Consider the following 16,778-nt stretch of genomic DNA (forward strand, 5'->3'; position numbering starts at 1 on the left):
GGTTCAGTGCTGCCGGCTGACGACGACCACGCCGTCGCCCTGGCTTGCATGGGCGCCGAACACCGCGGCCGCGGCGCGCGCGAATCCGACCGGGTTGCTGGCGGCGAACAGGCCGGTGATGGGTTCGCTGGCCAGCTCCGGGTCGGCGATGACGATCCGGATGTCGCTGTAGCGGGAGAAGCTGCGCGCCGCGTGCGCGAGCGACTCGCCGCGGAAGGCGATCTTGCCGTCGCGCCATGCCAGTTCCTGCTGCAGGTCGGTGGCGGACAGTGGGGTGGGCGCGACCTTGCCGCGCCCGGGCGGTATCGACAGGCGCATGTTGGCGCCGATGCGGGCGCCGCCCGCGTTGCCATCCACGGCATCGAGCCTGCCGTTCTGCACCACGATCTGCGCGGGCTGGCCGTCGAGCCGGCGCACTGCGAACGCGGCCGCGTTCGCGTCGAAGCGGCGGCCATCGACCTCCACCCGCAACGGCGTGGCATTGGCGGCGGCCTCGAAGAACACCTCGCCGCGCACCACCTGTACCCGCAGGTGGCCATCGTCCTGGTGGATGCGCACCCGGCTCTGGGTGTTGAGCGTGAGCGTCGAGCCGTCGGCCAGCGGTACCCGGCGCATTTCGCCCTTGGCGGTGGCGTAGGCGGTGGGTACCGGAACGCTGACGAACAGCAGCACCGCCAGCATCAGCGAGGCCGCTGCCGCACCGGACCAGCGCAGCAGCGTGCGCCGGCGGGCGCTGCCGTGGCGGGCACGGGGCGGCGCTTGCACGGTTGCATTGGCTGGGTCCGGCAGCCGTGCCGGCGGCAGCGCATTGGCGGCTGCGGCGGCCTTCAGCCACAGTGCCTGCGCCCGCACCAGCGCGCCGCGGCGGCGGATGTCGGCGGCCAGCCAGTGGCGCAGCCGCGCCTGGTCGGCGGCGCACAGCGGCGCCCGATCCATTCGTGCCACCCAGGCCGCGGCGGCCCGTGCGATCTCACCGCTGCTTTCGCGTCCGTCCATGGGTCGATCTCGTTTCCGTGTGCAGCGTGGAGGGGGAGGGCGTGCGGGCCAGGCTGGCGGTGATCCATTCGCCCAGCCAGCGGATGCCACGCGAGATGTGCTTTTCCACCGTGCTTTCGGACAGCCGCATGCGCCTGGCGATTTCCCGCTGCGGCAGGTCGTGCACGCGGCGCAGCACGAACGCCTCGCGGGTCTGCTCGGGCATGGCGGCGATGGCCTGCGCCAGCTGCCGCAGCTCATCGCGGTCGATGGCGCTTTCTTCCGGGGTCGCGGCGGCGTCGGCGAACTCGACGTGGCCGAAATCCTCCATCGCCTGGATCGGCACGATCCGCGCGCGGCGCAGGTTGCGTATCACCAGCGACTGCGCGACCTGGAACAGGTAGGCGCGTGGATTGAGGATGTCATCCAGCCGCGTGCGCTCGGCCAGCAGGGCGTAGCTTTCCTGGATGATGTCGTCCACGTCGAAGCCGGCGCCGTGCCGGCGCCCGAGCCAGGCACGCAGCGCCGGCTCGTGCGGCAGGATGTGGCGTACGAACCAGCGTGTCCTTCCGCTGTCGTCGAGCAGGGCGTCCGTTGCCCCCGTCTCTTCAATTGAAAGCGACACGCGATCTTCCCCGGCACCGGCCCCCCGGCACGCAAGGGCGGGATCATGCCGCGGCCACGGTTGCAGTCCCATTACAGCCGGCCATGGCCGCGCTGCGCGGGTGCGCTTCGGGACGGCGCTGCGATGCTCGCAGGCGGTGGGCCGCCCCCGGCTGGCCGCGACCACTGCGCACCGGCTTGCGGCCCGCGTGGCAAGCACAGGTTTCACTCGGCTTTCCGCCGCCTGCACGCTATCGTTGCGCCGCCAGAGTACGGAACAGGATGGAGCGATCGTGGCGGCGGGCGAAGGTACGGCCAGGTGGTGTGGAAGGCGGGACGGCCGTACAGGCCTGGCGGACGGTCGTGGGGGCGTGCTTGGCGACAGCTAGGGCGGTGACCCGGGGCCGGGTGCTGCGTGGATTGGGCCGGTCCGGGCTGGTGCTCGCCTGCCTGGCGATGGGCGCGTGGGGTGGACTGGCGCTGTGGTTCCAGTTCCCCGGCGGTACCGTGGCCCGGGGGGTGGTCATCCTGCTCTGGGGCATTGCCGGGGTGTGGGCGCTGCGCGCGTGCTTTGCGTGCCGGCGGCGCTGGCGTTCGCTCGCGGTGTTCGCCGCGGCACTGGCGCTGCTGCTGGGCTGGTGGGCGACGATCCAGCCGCGCCAGGATCGGCAATGGGCCGATGACGTCGCCCAGCCGCTGCATGCGCGCATCGAGGGCGGGCGCCTGCTGCTGGACAACGTGCGCGATTTCCACTGGCGCGGCGAGGACGACTACGACGTGCACTGGGAGCGGCGCGAGTACGACCTGGCGCAGGTGCGTTCGGTCGACCTGATCCTGTCCTACTGGATGGGACCGGCGATCGCGCACACGCTGGTCTCCTTCGGTTTCGCCGACGGCCGGCAGGTGGTGTTCTCGCTGGAGATCCGCAAGGAGCGCGGCGAATCGTTCTCGGCGCTGGGCGGCTTCTTCCGCAGGTTCGAGGCGGTGCTGGTGGCCGCCGACGAACGCGACATCGTGCAGGTGCGCACCAGCGTGCGCGGCGAGGACGTCTATCTCTACCGGTTGCACGGCCTGGACCAGGACGGGATGCGCGCGCTGCTGCGCGACTACGTCGCGCAGGCGCAGGCGCTGGAGCGGGCGCCTGCGTTCTACAACACGCTGACCAGCAACTGCACCACCATCGTGTACGAACTGATGCGCCGGGTCGTGCCGACGCTGCCGCTGGACTACCGGCTGCTGCTTTCCGGCTACCTGGCCGAGTACGCCGACGATGTCGGTGGGCTGGTTCCGGGGGTGCCCTATGCCACGCTGCGCGCGCGCGGCCGCATCACCCAGCGTGCCCGCGAGGCGGGCGACGTGGCCGATTTTTCCCGCCGGATCCGCCAAGGCGTGCCCGGCATTGCCGAGGAACATGTTCCATGACGCATGGGCTGCAGGCGCGCATGCGCCACTGGCTGGCTCCGGTGTTCGCCGCGGCGCTGCTGCTGTCCAGCGGCTGCGCGATGGTGAAGGTCAAGCAGGTCACGCCGGCCGATTACGCGATGCTCAAGCGCGAGGACATCCTCAGCAGCGGACGCCTGAGCGCGCTGTCGCAGGAGTCGCTGAGCGTGATCGGGCTGACCGCCGCGCAGTGCGCCAGGGACCTGCCCGCATGCCGGCAGACCGTTGCCACCACCGACGGGCTGCAGGCCGAGCAGCGCCTGTCCACGCTGGCCGAACTGTGGATGCAGCAGGCGCTCGCGCTGACGCCGCGGGCCCGGGTGGGCGAAGCGAATCCGCTGTCCGATGCCGCGCTCGATGCCTGGCTGGAAACCGCGCGTTATGCCTATGCCTACCTGTTCTTCAGCGGGCGTACGCCGGCCGAGCGCGCCCTGGAGGACCGGCTCACGCAGGTGCGCGACTACTACAACTACGCCGCCGAGCAGACCGCGGCCGTGGTGTTCCAGCACACCCGCGCCCGCGTGCTGGAGGGCGCCGACTACCGCAGTCCGGTACAGGTGGACCGCTGGACGATCCGCTCAGATTTCGACCGGCTGCAGCTGGACGGCGTTCCGCGGCAGCTGGTGGCGGCCGCCTCGGTGAGCTTTGCCGGCCTGCGCAGCACCTATCGCCGCGATGGGTTCGGCGCCGAGCTGGTGGTGGTGATGGAGGCGCCGCCGCTGGCGGTTCCGGTGGACGGCGCCGGCCCGGTCGCGGCGCCGGTGTTCAGCGAGATGCCGGCGATCAACGCCACCGCGCTGCTGCGCTTTGGCGGCGGCACCCTGGACGAGGTGCTGGCCACGCGCGAGATCCGCCTGGAGGCATGGTCGCCGGACACCACCACCAGCCTCCGGCTGGAAGGCCAGGAGGTGCCGCTGGCGGCCAACTTCACCGCCGCCTACGGCCTGTGGATGGCGCAGTCGGGGTTCGCCACCGAGTCGCTTCGCACCCTGTTCGGCCGCGGCGAGGGCATACGCGAGCCGCATATCTACCTGATGCAGCCGTACGACCCGGACCGGCGCATCATCTTCATGCTGCACGGCCTGGCCAGCAGCCCGGAGGCCTGGGTCAACCTCGCCAACGAGATCATGGGCGATCCGGAAATGCGCCGGCACTACCAGATCTGGTCGGTGTACTACCCGACCAACGCGCCGATCGCGCTGAACCGCTACACCGTCAGCAACGCGTTCAACCGGACCCTGGACCACTTCGACCCGGGGCGCACCGCGGCGGCGACGCGCGACATGGTGTTCATCGGCCACAGCATGGGCGGGGTGATCGCGCGGCTGATGCTCAGCGAATCGGGCGACACCCTGTGGAACGGCGCGGTGGAGCGCTTCAACCTGCGCGGCGAGCGCCTGCGCCGGGTCGAGGCCCGGCTCGGCCCGCTGGCGCGCTTCTCACCGCAGCCCGATGTCGGGCGCGCGATCTTCATCGCCTCGCCGCATCGCGGCACCGATATCGCCGGCAACCGGCTGGGGCGCCTGATCGGCAAGCTGGTGCGGCTGCCGCTGACCATCCTGGGCAAGTTCGAGGACGTGTTCCTGGCCATGCAGGACGTCGAGCCGTCCGCGGACACGTCCAAGCCGCCGCGCATCGGCAACAGCATCGACAACCTCAAGGCGACCGATCCGTTCATCAGCGCCTCGTCCGCGCTGCCGATGGCGCCGGGGCTGAAGTACCACTCGGTCATTGCCCGGCGCAAGGCGGACATGCCGCTGGAGGCGTCCGATGACGGCCTGGTGCCGTACTGGAGCGCGCACCTGGACGGGGCGTTGTCGGAGAAGGTGATCCTGTCCGGGCACAGCGTGCAGGAAACCCCCGAGGCGATGCTCGAGGTGCGCCGCATCCTGCGCCAGGACCTGCGCATGCACGGCGGCGGCGCCGACCACCGCTGAGCGGGTCCGCGCCGGTGGGCGGTGGCCGTCGGCGATAGCGGGCCGGGCGGTCCGCGGTGATGCGCGGCGGCGGTGCCGCCGGCGGGCGGCCGGTGTCAGCCGGCGCCGGCCAGCTCCCGCCCGCGCCGCGCCGCCGCGGCCACCGCGTCGCCCACCAGGGCGTGGAAACCGCCGCCGGCCAGGGTTTCCAGCGCGGCCTGGGTGGTGCCGTTGGGCGAGGTGACGGCCTGGCGCAGGGCGCCGGGACTCTGGCCGCCCTCGGCGAGCATGCGCGCCGCGCCGAGGATGGTCTGCACCACCATCTGCCGCGCGGCGTCATCGGCCAGCCCCTGTGCGCGGGCGGCGTCCTCCATCGCCTCGGCGAGGGCGAAGACGTAGGCCGGACCGCTGCCGGAAACGGCGGTGACCGCGTCCATCAGGGTTTCGCGTTCGATCCAGCGGATCTGCCCGGCACCGGCGAGGATGGCCTGGGCGAGCTGGCGCTCGGCGTTGGCGACCTCGGCACCGGCGTACAGCCCGGTCATGCCGGCGCCCAGCAGCGCCGGCGTATTGGGCATGGCGCGGACCAGCACCGCGGTGTCCCCCAGCCAGTCGCGCAGGGCGGCAAGGGTGACGCCGGCGGCGATCGACACGACCAGGGTGCCGGCGCGCAGCCGTGGCGCCAGTTCGGCGCAGACCGCGGCCATCACCTGCGGCTTGACCGCCAGCACCACCACCTGCGCGTCCAGCGCCGCCGAAGCGACGGCGGCGGCGGTACGCACCCCGTGCTCGTGCTGCAGCGCCTGGCGCAGGGCGTCCTGGGGTTCCACGACCTCGATCGCGGCGGCCGGCATGCCGGCCCGGGCCACCCCCGCGATCAGGCTGCGGGCCATGTTGCCGCCGCCGACGAAGGTGATGCCGGCGGGAAGGGGGGACGTCGGGTGATTGCCGCTCATGCAGGCCTCGTAGCGATCGGGGGGCGTGTCCCGGGCATCGGCCGCAAGGCGCCGCCCGGCCGGACAGTGTAGCCAGCCCCGCGGCCGGGGGGCGCCCGGCGGCCGCCGCGGCCGCGTCCGGGCACGGTCCGCGGCGGGGAAGGCCGGTCCGCTCCGGGCCGGCGCGGCAGCCGCTGTGACGCGTTGCCTGCAATCGGCAGCGGTGGATCGACCTCTTACGCCGGAGGGCTATACTGCGCGGCAGGGGAAACACCTTCCAGCCATCCGCAACCTCGGGGAAACACAGCGTATGGACATCGCTGAACTTCTGGCGTTCTCGGTCAAGAACAAGGCCTCGGACCTGCACCTGTCCGCCGGCCTGCCGCCGATGATCCGCGTCGACGGCGACGTGCGCCGCATCAACATCCCGGCGCTGGACCACAAGCAGGTCCATGCCCTGGTGTACGACATCATGTCGGACAAGCAGCGCCGCGATTACGAGGAATTCCTCGAGGTCGACTTCTCCTTCGAGATTCCCTCGCTGGCGCGCTTCCGTGTCAACGCGTTCAACCAGAACCGCGGTGCCGGCGCGGTGTTCCGCACCATTCCCTCGGAAGTCCTGACCCTGGAGGACCTGGCGTGCCCGCCGGTGTTCCGCCAGCTGATCGAGCAGCCGCAGGGGCTGATCCTGGTCACCGGCCCGACCGGCTCGGGCAAGTCGACCACGCTGGCGGCGATGGTCGACCACATCAACAAGAACGAATACGGCCACATCCTCACCGTCGAGGATCCGATCGAATTCGTGCACACCCCGCAGAAGTGCCTGATCAACCAGCGCGAAGTGCACCGCGACACCCACGGCTTCAACGAGGCGCTGCGCTCGGCGCTGCGCGAGGACCCGGACTACATCCTGGTGGGCGAACTGCGTGACCTGGAAACCATCCGCCTGGCGCTGACCGCCGCGGAGACCGGCCACCTGGTGTTCGGCACCCTGCATACCAGTTCGGCGGCCAAGACCATCGACCGCATCATCGACGTGTTCCCGGCCGGCGAGAAGCCGATGGTGCGCTCGATGCTGTCCGAATCGCTGCGCGCGGTGATCTCGCAGGCGCTGCTGAAGAAGGTCGGCGGCGGCCGCATCGCCTCGCACGAGATCATGGTGGCCACGCCTGCGATCCGCAACCTGATCCGCGAGGACAAGGTCGCGCAGATGTATTCGGCCATCCAGACCGGCCAGCAGGCGGGCATGCAGACCCTGGACCAGAACCTGCAGGACCTGGTCAAGCGCAGCCTGATCACCCGCAACCAGGCCCGCGAGTACGCCAAGGACCGGCGCCTGTTCGAATAAGGCGGGGTGACGACGCGGCACGCCGCGTCGCCGTTGCGCCGTGGAAGGCGTACAGTCCGGTACCGGCAACGCCGTCGGCCCCGGGGGAGGGGGCGGCGCCGGCCTGCAGATCAAGGTTCCACAGGAGCCCGTTATGAGCACCATCGATTTCACTTCGTTCCTCAAGCTGATGGCGCACCAGAAGGCGTCGGACCTGTTCATCACCGCCGGCATGCCGCCGTCGATGAAGGTGCATGGCAGGATCAGCCCGATCACGCAGACGCCGCTGACCCCGCAGCAGAGCCGCGACATGGTGCTCAACGTGATGACGCCGGCGCAGCGCGAGGAGTTCGAGAAGACCCACGAGTGCAACTTCGCCATCGGCCTGTCCGGCGTGGGCCGCTTCCGCGTGAGCTGTTTCTACCAGCGCAACCAGGTGGGCATGGTGCTGCGCCGGATCGAGACGCGGATCCCGACGGTGGAGGAGCTGAACCTGCCGCCGGTGATCAAGACGCTGGCGATGACCAAGCGCGGCATCATCCTGTTCGTCGGCGCCACCGGCACCGGCAAGTCGACCTCGCTGGCGGCGATGATCGGCTACCGCAACCAGAATTCGACCGGGCACATCATCACCATCGAGGACCCGATCGAGTTCGTGCACAAGCACGAGGGCTGCATCATCACCCAGCGCGAAGTCGGCATCGATACCGACAGCTGGGACGCGGCGCTGAAGAACACCCTGCGCCAGGCGCCGGACGTGATCATGATCGGCGAGATCCGCACCCGCGAGGGCATGGACCACGCCATTGCCTTCGCCGAGACCGGCCACCTGGTGCTGGCGACGCTGCATGCCAACAACGCCAACCAGGCGATGGACCGCATCATCAACTTCTTCCCGGAAGACCGCCGCAGCCAGCTGCTGATGGACCTCTCGCTCAACCTCAAGGGCGTGGTGGCGCAGCAGCTGGTGCCGACGCCCGATGGCAAGGGGCGCCGGGTGGCGATGGAGATCCTGCTGGGCACGCCGCTGGTGCAGGACTACATCCGCGACGGCGAGATCCACAAGCTCAAGGAAGTGATGAAGGAATCGGTGCAGCTGGGCATGAAGACCTTCGACCAGAGCCTGTTCGAGCTGTACCAGGCCGGCGAGATCAGCTACGACGACGCGCTGCGCCATGCCGATTCCCAGAACGAGGTGCGCCTGCGCATCAAGCTCTCGCAGGGCGGCGATGCCAAGACCCTTTCGCAGGGGCTCGATGGCGTGGAGATCTCCGGCACGCGCTGAGCCGGCGCCCGGCCGATGGCCCTGCCGGTGGACGGGCAGGGCGGCGGGTGCCGCCGTACAGTGCGGGCCTGCCCTGGCTTTCCGCTGCCCGATTGTCGTGGAGACGGCCATGCATGGCGCGCCCGCTCGGGGCGCGCGTGCGCAGATGATCATTGGTGGATGCCCATGGGCGGTGCGGCGTGCGCGTTGTCGCGGCGCGGCGTGCACCTGGCGGCAGGTGGCGCCCGGGCCGGCCATCGCCACGGGTCATCCGCCGCTTCGCCCGCTTTGCGCCGATGGGGATGCCGCGTAGTTTGCCCCCCTTGGAAGACGACAAACGGCAGGCGACACGTGGCCGTTGTAATTTCGTGAAATCCACGTGAAAATGTGACCCATGTAGGAATTGGAATGCGGGCGACCGCTCAATTCCGAGAAGGGGGCTTCTGTCTTGCATGTAACGCGTTGCTGCCGAACGGCGGCGACGGCGGGTGTGCGCGCGGGTGGGTATTTCGACCTTTCCCGGCAACGGATGGCGGCACGGGCGGGTAGTGCTTTGAAGATGGGGGCTTGATGGTTCCAGTGCTTGAAGATGCTGCCCGGGCCGCGTTCGCGCGCCTGCCGGGTACGCCTTTGCCGCGCCCGGCGCACCTGTTGCGCCTGTTGGGCGCATTGCTGCTCCTGCTGCCATGCGTCGCAGCGGCCGGGCCGGCTGCCAAGGGCGCTTCGCCTGCCACCGGGTCGAGCCTGCCGGCGCGCAAGCCGGGACTGTGGGAGGTGACCCTGGCCGCGCATGCGGCGCAGGGGCCGGGGAGCGCGATGCAGCCCGAGGTGACGGTGCGCCAATGCACCAGCACCGCCGTGGAGCCGGTCATGCTGCTGGCGCTGCTGCCGGCGCAGGAAAACTGCAGCCGCACGCAGGTCACCCGGCGCACCGGGCAGGGGGGCGGCCATGAGATCGCCACGACCTGCAGCACCCATCAAAGCCCCGTCCAGGGACGCATGGAACTGTGGGGCGACCTGCAGTCGGTCTATGGCGGCACCTTCAGCGTCAGGTTTCCGCAGGCCCCGCAGAACAACGTCGGCCCGGTGCGGTTCCAGGGGCGTTGGCTGGGGCGCTGCGGTGCCGGGCAGCGCGCCGGCGACATGCTCCTGCCCAACGGCATCACGGTGAACGTTGCCGACGATGCCGCGCGCGTCCAGGGCCATGCCCATTGAATGACATCACCTGCCCCGGCCCCGCGTCCCGCGGGCACCGCGAGCCGCGGCCACCGGGTGGCCGCTCTTCCAATCCACATGCCGCATTCGAATCACGGGTACCGCCCATGAAGGCTTCAGCTCATCCCCCCGTCAACACCGCACCTTCCATGCGCGAGGGGCTGCAATGCCGGCGCGCCGGCCTCATGGGCTGGCGGCCGCGCATCGGCGCGGCACTGGCGGCGCTGGGCCTGTTCTCCCTGCTGGCGGTGGCGCCCGCGGCGCAGGCGCAGATCAAGAACGGCGGTTTCGAGACCCAGAGCTTTTCCGACTGGACGCTGCGCGACTACAACCGCCCGAGCGTCCTGGCCACGGATGCGCCGACCACCACCGCGCAACTGGGGCTGGTGGCCACCGGGACGACGACGACCGGCGGCAACGGCAGCGGTTACCGCGCGCAGATCCTCACCTCGCCCGGCACCGCGGCCAACACCAATGGCATCCTGCAGTTCCCGTTCTCGGGAACCGCATCGGCCCTGGTCGGTGGCAATGACGGGCAGGCGAGGAAGGCGACCTCGATCGAGCAGGAGGCCACGATGACGCTGGCCGACGTCGATCCCGTCGATGGCAAGGTGCATATCCGCTTCGCGATGGCGCCGGTGCTCTACGACGCCGGGCACAGCGCGGTGGAACAGCCGTTCTTCTTCGTGGAAGTGGTCAACAAGACCAAGGGCAACACCCAGCTCTTCCAGACGTTCAACTTCGCCGGACAGGCCGGCATCCCGTGGACCCGGGTCGGCAGCTACCGCTCCACCAACTGGCAGGGCTTCGACATCGCCCCCGGCAATGGCCGGCTGGACCCCGGTGACGTGGTGGTGCTGAAGGTGTTCGTCTCCAACTGCCAGCCAGGCGCCGCCGATCACACGGCACAGGTCTACATGGACGTGTTCGGCTCGAAGATGCCCGGCCTGAGCGTGGCCGCGTCGGGGCCGTCCACCACCAAGCCCGGCGAACAGGTCACCTATACCTACAACTACGTCAACAACAGTGGCGTCTACGCGCTGGGCTCGATGGTGCGCCTGGCCGCGCCGGTCACGGCGGACGGCAAGTACCTGGCGTTCGTCCCCGGCAGCTACCCGAACACCTGCACCGGCATCCACGATGGCATCCCGCCGCGTGCGGACTACATCGATTGTCCGGTGGGCGACCTGGTGAACGGCGCCGGCGGCAGCTTCCCGGTCACCTTCACCGTACCGGCCGACGCCGCGACCTCGGGCAGCGGTGCGGTCATCAACAATGGCGACTACGACGTCCGCGCCAACACCGTGAGCCCGTTCATCGGGCCGCTGGTGAAGACCCGCATCGCCGCCGGCGCGGCGGTCCTGGTGGACCTGGGCATCGCGATCGGCAACGGCAACGTGCCGTCCTACCTCGCCGGCGGAGCCGTCACGTACGAAGTGACGGTGACCAACCACGGCCCGGTCGACGTCACCGGTGCGCTCATCCGTCAGACCACGTTGAGCGGCGTGACCAATGCCGCCGCAGCCAGCTGGACCTGCAGCGCGCCGGGCACGGCCAGCTGCGGCGCGGCCAGCGGAACCGGGGCGCTGGATACCACCGGCAATCTGCCGGTGGGCCAGACCCTGGTCTATACGATCACCACGTTGAACGCAGCGGCTGCCGGCACGCCGGTCGTCACCGTGGTCACGGTGGCGACCCCGGCGGGCATGACGGACAGCGTGGCGGCGAACGATTCGGCCGGCATGAGCACCCCGGTCAGTACCGCCCAGTACACCCTGACCGTCAACACCCTCGGCGCGGGTTCCGGGCGGGTGGATGCCGTGCCTGCCGCGGCGGCCTGCCCCTCGGCTCCTGTCCCGGCGGCGGCCTGCAGCCAGCAGCAGCTGGGGCAGAACGAAGACGCTTACCTGACGGCGGTCGCCGGTGCCGGGAGCATCTTCAAGCGATGGGATCCCGCGGGGGACTGCACGGCGGTCAATGGCAGCGAGTGCCACGTGAACATGGGGTCGGCCAACAGGAACGTCACCGCGGTCTTCGCGCGTGCCTGGGTGGTGTCGCCCACCGTCATCGGCGGCACCTGGACCGGTGAGCCCTCGGTGGAGGAAGGCTCGACCGGCACCTTCACGGTCACGCCCAACGTGGCCGGCAGCGTCCCGACCGTCGTTTCAGATACCTGCGCGGTGACGCAGAGTGGCCCGGTCGGTGGCAAGTACACCTATACGACGGGGCCGGTATCGGCCGACTGCGCATTCCGCATCGAGTTCCCCAGCCCGGTGCTGGCGGTCAGCAAGAGCGCCTCCGTGGCGAGCGCGCCGGTGGGCACCTCGTTCGACTATGTCATCGAGGTGAGCAATACCGGTGCGCTGGCCACCACCGCGCCGGTGCAGGTGAGCGATTCGATTCCGACGGGACTGACGATCGTGGCGGCATCGCTGCCCAGCGGTTGCACGCAGAACCAGCAGGTCGTGTCCTGCACGATCGCCTCGCTGGCGCCCGCCGATACGGTGACCCGCACCATCCGGGTCACCGCCACGGCGGCAGCCACCGGCAGTACCAGCAATACCGCGACCGTGAGCGGCGGCGGTGACACCGCCTGCCCGGTGGCGACCCCCTGCCGCAGCAATACGGTGATCGTGACGGTCGGCGGCCGGCCCTCCCTGGCCGTCACCAAGAGCGCCTCGGCGGCGACGGTGGTGGTTGGCGCGGCATTCAACTACACCCTCGTCGTGACCAACTCCGGCACCGGGCCGACCACCGCCGCCACGACGGTGACCGACATGGTCCCGGCGGGCCTGGCGATCGGCAGCCTGCCGTCCGGCTGCGCGCTCGATCCGGCCGGCAGCCAGACCGTGGTCTGCACGATCGTCGCCGGCCTGTCCAACGTGGCGCCCGGCAACACCGCGACCTACGTGATCCCGGTGACGCCGATGGCCGCGGCCGCGGCCGCGGGCAGCGTGAGCAACACGGCCAGCGTGAGCGGCGGCGGCGATCCGGATTGCACCGCCGGATGCGCCAGCAACGCGGTGACGACCACGATCACCGCACCGGCGCTGGCCATCGCCAAGAGCGCCTCGGTGGCGACGGCGGTGGTCGGCGTGGCGTTCGACTACACCCTCACCGTGAGCAACACCGGCACGGCGGACACGACGGCCGTCGCCACGGTCGTCGATGACGTGCCGGCCGGCCTGACCATCAACACCGCCCCGGGCTGCGGTATCGCCGGCCAGACCGTGACCTGCACGGTCGCGGCGGGGCTGACGACCGCCACCCCGGTGGGCTTCACCATCAACGTCACGCCGACGGCGGCCGCGGCCAGCAGCGTGCAGAACACCGCGCGCGTCAGTGGGGGAGGCGATCCGGTCTGCACCGCGCTGGCGGCGTGCAGCAGCAATATCACGACGACCACGGTCACCGCGCCGGCACTGGCGATCGCCAAGAGCGGTCCGGCCAGCGCGATCGTGGGCGTCCCGTTCGACTACGTCATCACCGTGAGCAACACCGGGACGGCGGACGCGATCGCCGATGCGACGGTCGTCGACGAGGTGCCCGCGGGCCTGCTGATCAACACCGCCGCCGGCTGCGCCATCAGCGGCCAGACGGTGACCTGTACCGTGCCCCGGGCCAGCCTCGCGATCAATGCGATGGCGACGATCACCATCAACGTGTCGCCGATCATCCATGGCAGCAATGCGGTGAACACCGCGCGGGTGGCAGGCGGCGGCGACCCGGCATGCCCGGTGGCCACGCCCTGCGCCAGCGCTGCGGTCACCACCGCGCTGATCGCGCAGGACCCGGTGCTGGAACTGGTCAAGAGCGCGGGCGTGCCGACCGGCTACGGTGCCGGCGAAATCGTGGCCTATACCTTCGTGTTGACCAATGCCGGCAACGTGGCGCTGACCGGCGTCACGTTGAACGATCCGCTGCTCGGCGGCGCGGTGCCCTGCCCGGGCAGCACGCTGGCCGTGGGCGCGTCGATGACCTGCGGCCCGCGCCTGTACCTGCTGACCCAGGCAGACGTGGATGCCGGGGTATTGGTCAATACCGCCACTGCCCGTGGCCTGCCGCCTGCGCCCGCCCCCGGCGTGGCACCGACGGCAGTGACTGGCAGCAGCAGCACCCGCACCCCCATCACCCACGCGCTGGACCAGGAGCTGAGCAAGGCCGTGACCGCGGACAGCACCGGCGGCGACGCGGCCGTGGGCGACGTCCTGACCTATACGGTGACGCTCACCAACAGGAGCAATGCGACGCTGGCCAATGTGGAGCTCAGCGATGCCCTGATCACGCCACGCAGCATCGTCTGCGCCAGCGTGGCCCCGGGCGCGGTGTGCCAGCTGGTGGGTACCTACACGGTCACCCAGGCCGACGCCGACGCCGGCCTGGTCCGCAACACCGCGCGTGCCAGCGGCCCGCTGTGCCCGGCCGGCACCGCCGATCCGCGCTGCACCACGACCCTGAGCACGCCGGTGGTATCCATCCGCGCCAATGACGATGGCGCCACGACCAAGGCCGGCATGCCGGTGACCACCCCGGTGCTGGACAACGACACCCACGTCGGCGGCGCGATCGATCCGGCCAGCGTGACGCTGACGGCGACCTCGCCGGACGGCACCCTCAGCATCGATCCGGCGACGGGCGCGATCACCTTCGTTCCCGCGCCCGGTTTCGCTGGTACCACCACCTATTCCTACCGGGTGTGCCTGGCCGCGCCCAACGCGACGGCGTGCGACACCGCCACGGTGACGGTGGTGGTGGCGCTGCGGGTGATCGTCGCGGTGGATGACGTGCCGCCGGCAATCGATGGCAGCACCGGCGCGCCCTCGCTGGGCAATGTCTACGGCAACGACACGCTCGACGGGGCACCGGTCGACCCGACGAAGATCACCGGCACCGTGACCACGCCGGCCACCCCGGTCAAGGGTGGCTCGGTACCGGTGCTGGATCCGGCCACGGGCGAGGTGAGCGTGCCAGCGGCAACGCCGGCGGGCACGTACACCATCGGCTACCGCATCTGCGAGGTGCTGCATCCGGGCAACTGCGCCGACGCGAGCGTGACGGTGACGGTCACCGCGCCTGCGTTCGAGCCGGTGGGCGAAGGCACCGAACCGCTGTCCGGCGATGGCGGCGGCACGACCCCCAGCGTGCTGGAAAAGCACACGCTCGGCGGGCGTCCGATCCGCCCCGGCGAGGTCACCCTGGTGCCCGGCGTGCCGTCGCACCCGGGCCTGAAGATGAACCCGGACGGCACCATCAGCATCGGTACCGCGATCCCGACCGGCACGTACACCTACCCGTACACGATCTGCGAGGTGTTGAACCCGGGCAACTGCGTCACCGCCACGGTGACCGTGATCGTCGCCGGCCAGGTGCAGCTGCGGGTGACCAAGGTTGCCGGCATGCGCGAGGTGCGCCTGGGCGACCTGGTGCGTTACACGCTGACCGTCGAGAACAGCGGCACCGTCGGCCTGGTGGGAGGGAGCGTCATCGACACCCCGCCGGCGGGCTTCAGCTATGTGGAAGGTTCGCTGCTGGTCGAGGATGGCGACAATGCCGCCACCGTGGCCGGCCAGCGCCCGCTGCGCTTCGACGGGCTGGACGTGCGCGCCGGCGGCAAGGCGCGGCTGGTGTACCTGATGCGGGTGGGGGCGGGCGTGCGCGCCGGGACCCTGGTCAACCAGGCGCAGGCGCGCTCGCTGGAGGGCGAACCGCTGTCCAACGTGGCCACCGCCGAGGTGACCCTGGTGGGCGATCCGCTGCTGGACGACAGCCTGGTGTTCGGCACGGTGTTCAACGACCGCGATGGCGATGGCTGGCAGGACAGTGCCGCGCTGACCGGCGTCACCGTGCAGGGCGGATTCGCGCCGGGTGCGTACGTGGCCCACTCCACCACGGTGGATCGTGGCGACGGCATGCAGCCGCAGGCCGACGCCAGCGCGCCGCTGCTGCATGGCATCGTCGTGGGCGCGATCGGCGGACGCCAGTCCGAAGCCGATCCCGCCGATGCGCGCCAGGTGGTGGTCCGCCAGCGCCTGCGGGCACTGGATTTCAGCGACGACTTCGTGCTGACCAGCGACCAGGGCGTGAGCGTGCGCATGGACCGCGCCGGCGTCACCACGGTCCATCGGGACGGTGAGGCGGCCAAGGGCATGAACGCGGCGGCACCGACCGTCGAGCGGCGCATCGCCCGCGGTGCGGACGATTACGTGGTCGATTACGTGATCGGCAATGCCGGCATCGACGAGCGCGGCATCCCCGGTGTGCGCATCGCGTCGGTGGAAGGGCTGCTGGTCGAAACCGACCAGTACGGTCGCTATCACCTGGCCGGCATTCCCGGCGGCGCGTGGGAGCGCGGTCGCAACTTCATCCTGAAGGTCGATCCGTCCACCCTGCCGACCGGTGCGGCGTTCACCACCGACAATCCGCTGCTGCGCCGGGTCACCCCGGGCATGCCGGTGCGCTTCGACTGGGGCGTGAAGCTGCCGGAACGCGCGGTCGAGGGCGGCGCGCGCCAGGTGGAGATGGAAATGGGCGAAGTGTTCTTCGCGCCCGGCAGCGCCCAGGTACAGCCGCGCTACCGGCAGGCGGTGGAAGCCATGGCCGCGAAGGTGCGCGAGCACCCGGGCGTGGAGGTGGTGATCCAGGCCGAGGCCAGCAACGAAGCGCTGGCATTCGAACGCGCGGCGGCGGTCAAGGCCGCCCTGCTGGCGCAGCTCGACGAGGCCACGGCCAGGACCTTGAGCGTGGTCGCCCGGGCGAAGGTGGGCGACACCGCGCCGCTGGTGGCCGGCATCGATGGCCAGGGCGTGCTGCTCGGCACGGTGCTGTTCGATACCGGCAAATCCGCCATCCGGCCGGGCTTCGAAGCGTTGCTGGACACGGTGGCTGCCGCGCTGGAGCGGCTGGGCAGCGGCCGCGTCTCCATTGTCGGCCACGCCGATGTGCGCGGCTCCGACGCCTACAACACGGCCCTGGGCCTGGCGCGTGCCAAGGCGGTGTCCGATGCATTGGGCAAACGCCTGGGCGCCGAAGCGCGAAGCAGGCTACGGGTGGACATCGCGGACGTTCCGGCGGTGCCGGTTGGCGTGCGCAAGTAAGGGGCCGGT

The 16,778-nt window shown here is 70.6% G+C and carries 9 protein-coding genes; 6 read left to right on the forward strand and 3 right to left on the reverse strand.

All coding sequences use genetic code 11. The annotated features are described in order from the left end of the window. Window positions 1-3: 3 nt before the first annotated feature. Both F0P95_RS08225 and F0P95_RS08230 read right to left on the reverse strand, forming a co-directional pair. On the reverse strand, window positions 4-996 hold the full coding sequence (locus F0P95_RS08225; protein ID WP_182336474.1) for a FecR family protein: 993 nt from the start codon (window positions 994-996) through the stop codon (window positions 4-6). Further along, entirely contained in the window at window positions 971-1,600 is a 630-nt protein-coding gene (locus F0P95_RS08230) for an RNA polymerase sigma factor (RefSeq protein ID WP_232528948.1), read from the reverse strand. The genes F0P95_RS08225 and F0P95_RS08230 overlap by 26 nt, the downstream gene beginning before the upstream one ends. A gap of 434 nt (window positions 1,601-2,034) precedes the next feature. On the opposite strand from F0P95_RS08230, the gene F0P95_RS08235 reads away from it, so the two are divergent. Together F0P95_RS08235 and F0P95_RS08240 are read left to right on the forward strand one after the other, a co-directional pair. Continuing rightward, window positions 2,035-3,000 (forward strand): Lnb N-terminal periplasmic domain-containing protein, encoded by a 966-nt coding sequence (locus tag F0P95_RS08235; RefSeq protein WP_182336875.1) that lies wholly within the window; start codon window positions 2,035-2,037, stop codon window positions 2,998-3,000. After that, window positions 2,997-4,955, forward strand: a complete 1,959-nt coding sequence (locus F0P95_RS08240; protein ID WP_182336477.1) for an esterase/lipase family protein — start codon at window positions 2,997-2,999, stop codon at window positions 4,953-4,955. Before F0P95_RS08235 ends, F0P95_RS08240 begins: the two co-directional genes overlap by 4 nt. Before the next feature lie 95 nt (window positions 4,956-5,050). On the opposite strand, the gene proC is transcribed toward F0P95_RS08240, so the two are convergent. Beyond that, complete coding sequence (gene proC / locus F0P95_RS08245; RefSeq protein WP_182336479.1) at window positions 5,051-5,890, reverse strand: pyrroline-5-carboxylate reductase; 840 nt, start codon at window positions 5,888-5,890, stop codon at window positions 5,051-5,053. A gap of 289 nt (window positions 5,891-6,179) precedes the next feature. Between proC and F0P95_RS08250 the strand changes: the two genes are divergently transcribed. The 4 genes from F0P95_RS08250 to F0P95_RS08265 all read left to right on the forward strand — a co-directional run bounded on the left by F0P95_RS08250 (window position 6,180) and on the right by F0P95_RS08265 (window position 16,769). After that, window positions 6,180-7,217, forward strand: a complete 1,038-nt coding sequence (locus tag F0P95_RS08250) for a type IV pilus twitching motility protein PilT (RefSeq protein ID WP_104938226.1) — start codon at window positions 6,180-6,182, stop codon at window positions 7,215-7,217. Window positions 7,218-7,350: 133 nt separating this feature from the next. Further along, complete coding sequence (locus tag F0P95_RS08255; protein ID WP_182336481.1) at window positions 7,351-8,481, forward strand: PilT/PilU family type 4a pilus ATPase; 1,131 nt, start codon at window positions 7,351-7,353, stop codon at window positions 8,479-8,481. A 558-nt stretch (window positions 8,482-9,039) separates the two neighbouring features. After that, window positions 9,040-9,675 (forward strand): DUF3617 domain-containing protein, encoded by a 636-nt coding sequence (locus F0P95_RS08260; protein ID WP_182336483.1) that lies wholly within the window; start codon window positions 9,040-9,042, stop codon window positions 9,673-9,675. A gap of 107 nt (window positions 9,676-9,782) precedes the next feature. Next, a complete protein-coding gene (locus tag F0P95_RS08265) occupies window positions 9,783-16,769 on the forward strand; it encodes a DUF7507 domain-containing protein (protein WP_182336485.1) in 6,987 nt (2,328 codons plus the stop codon). Window positions 16,770-16,778: the final 9 nt, after the last annotated feature.

The sequence above is a fragment of the Stenotrophomonas acidaminiphila genome (genome assembly GCF_014109845.1).
Taxonomy (GTDB): Bacteria; Pseudomonadota; Gammaproteobacteria; order Xanthomonadales; family Xanthomonadaceae; genus Stenotrophomonas; species Stenotrophomonas acidaminiphila.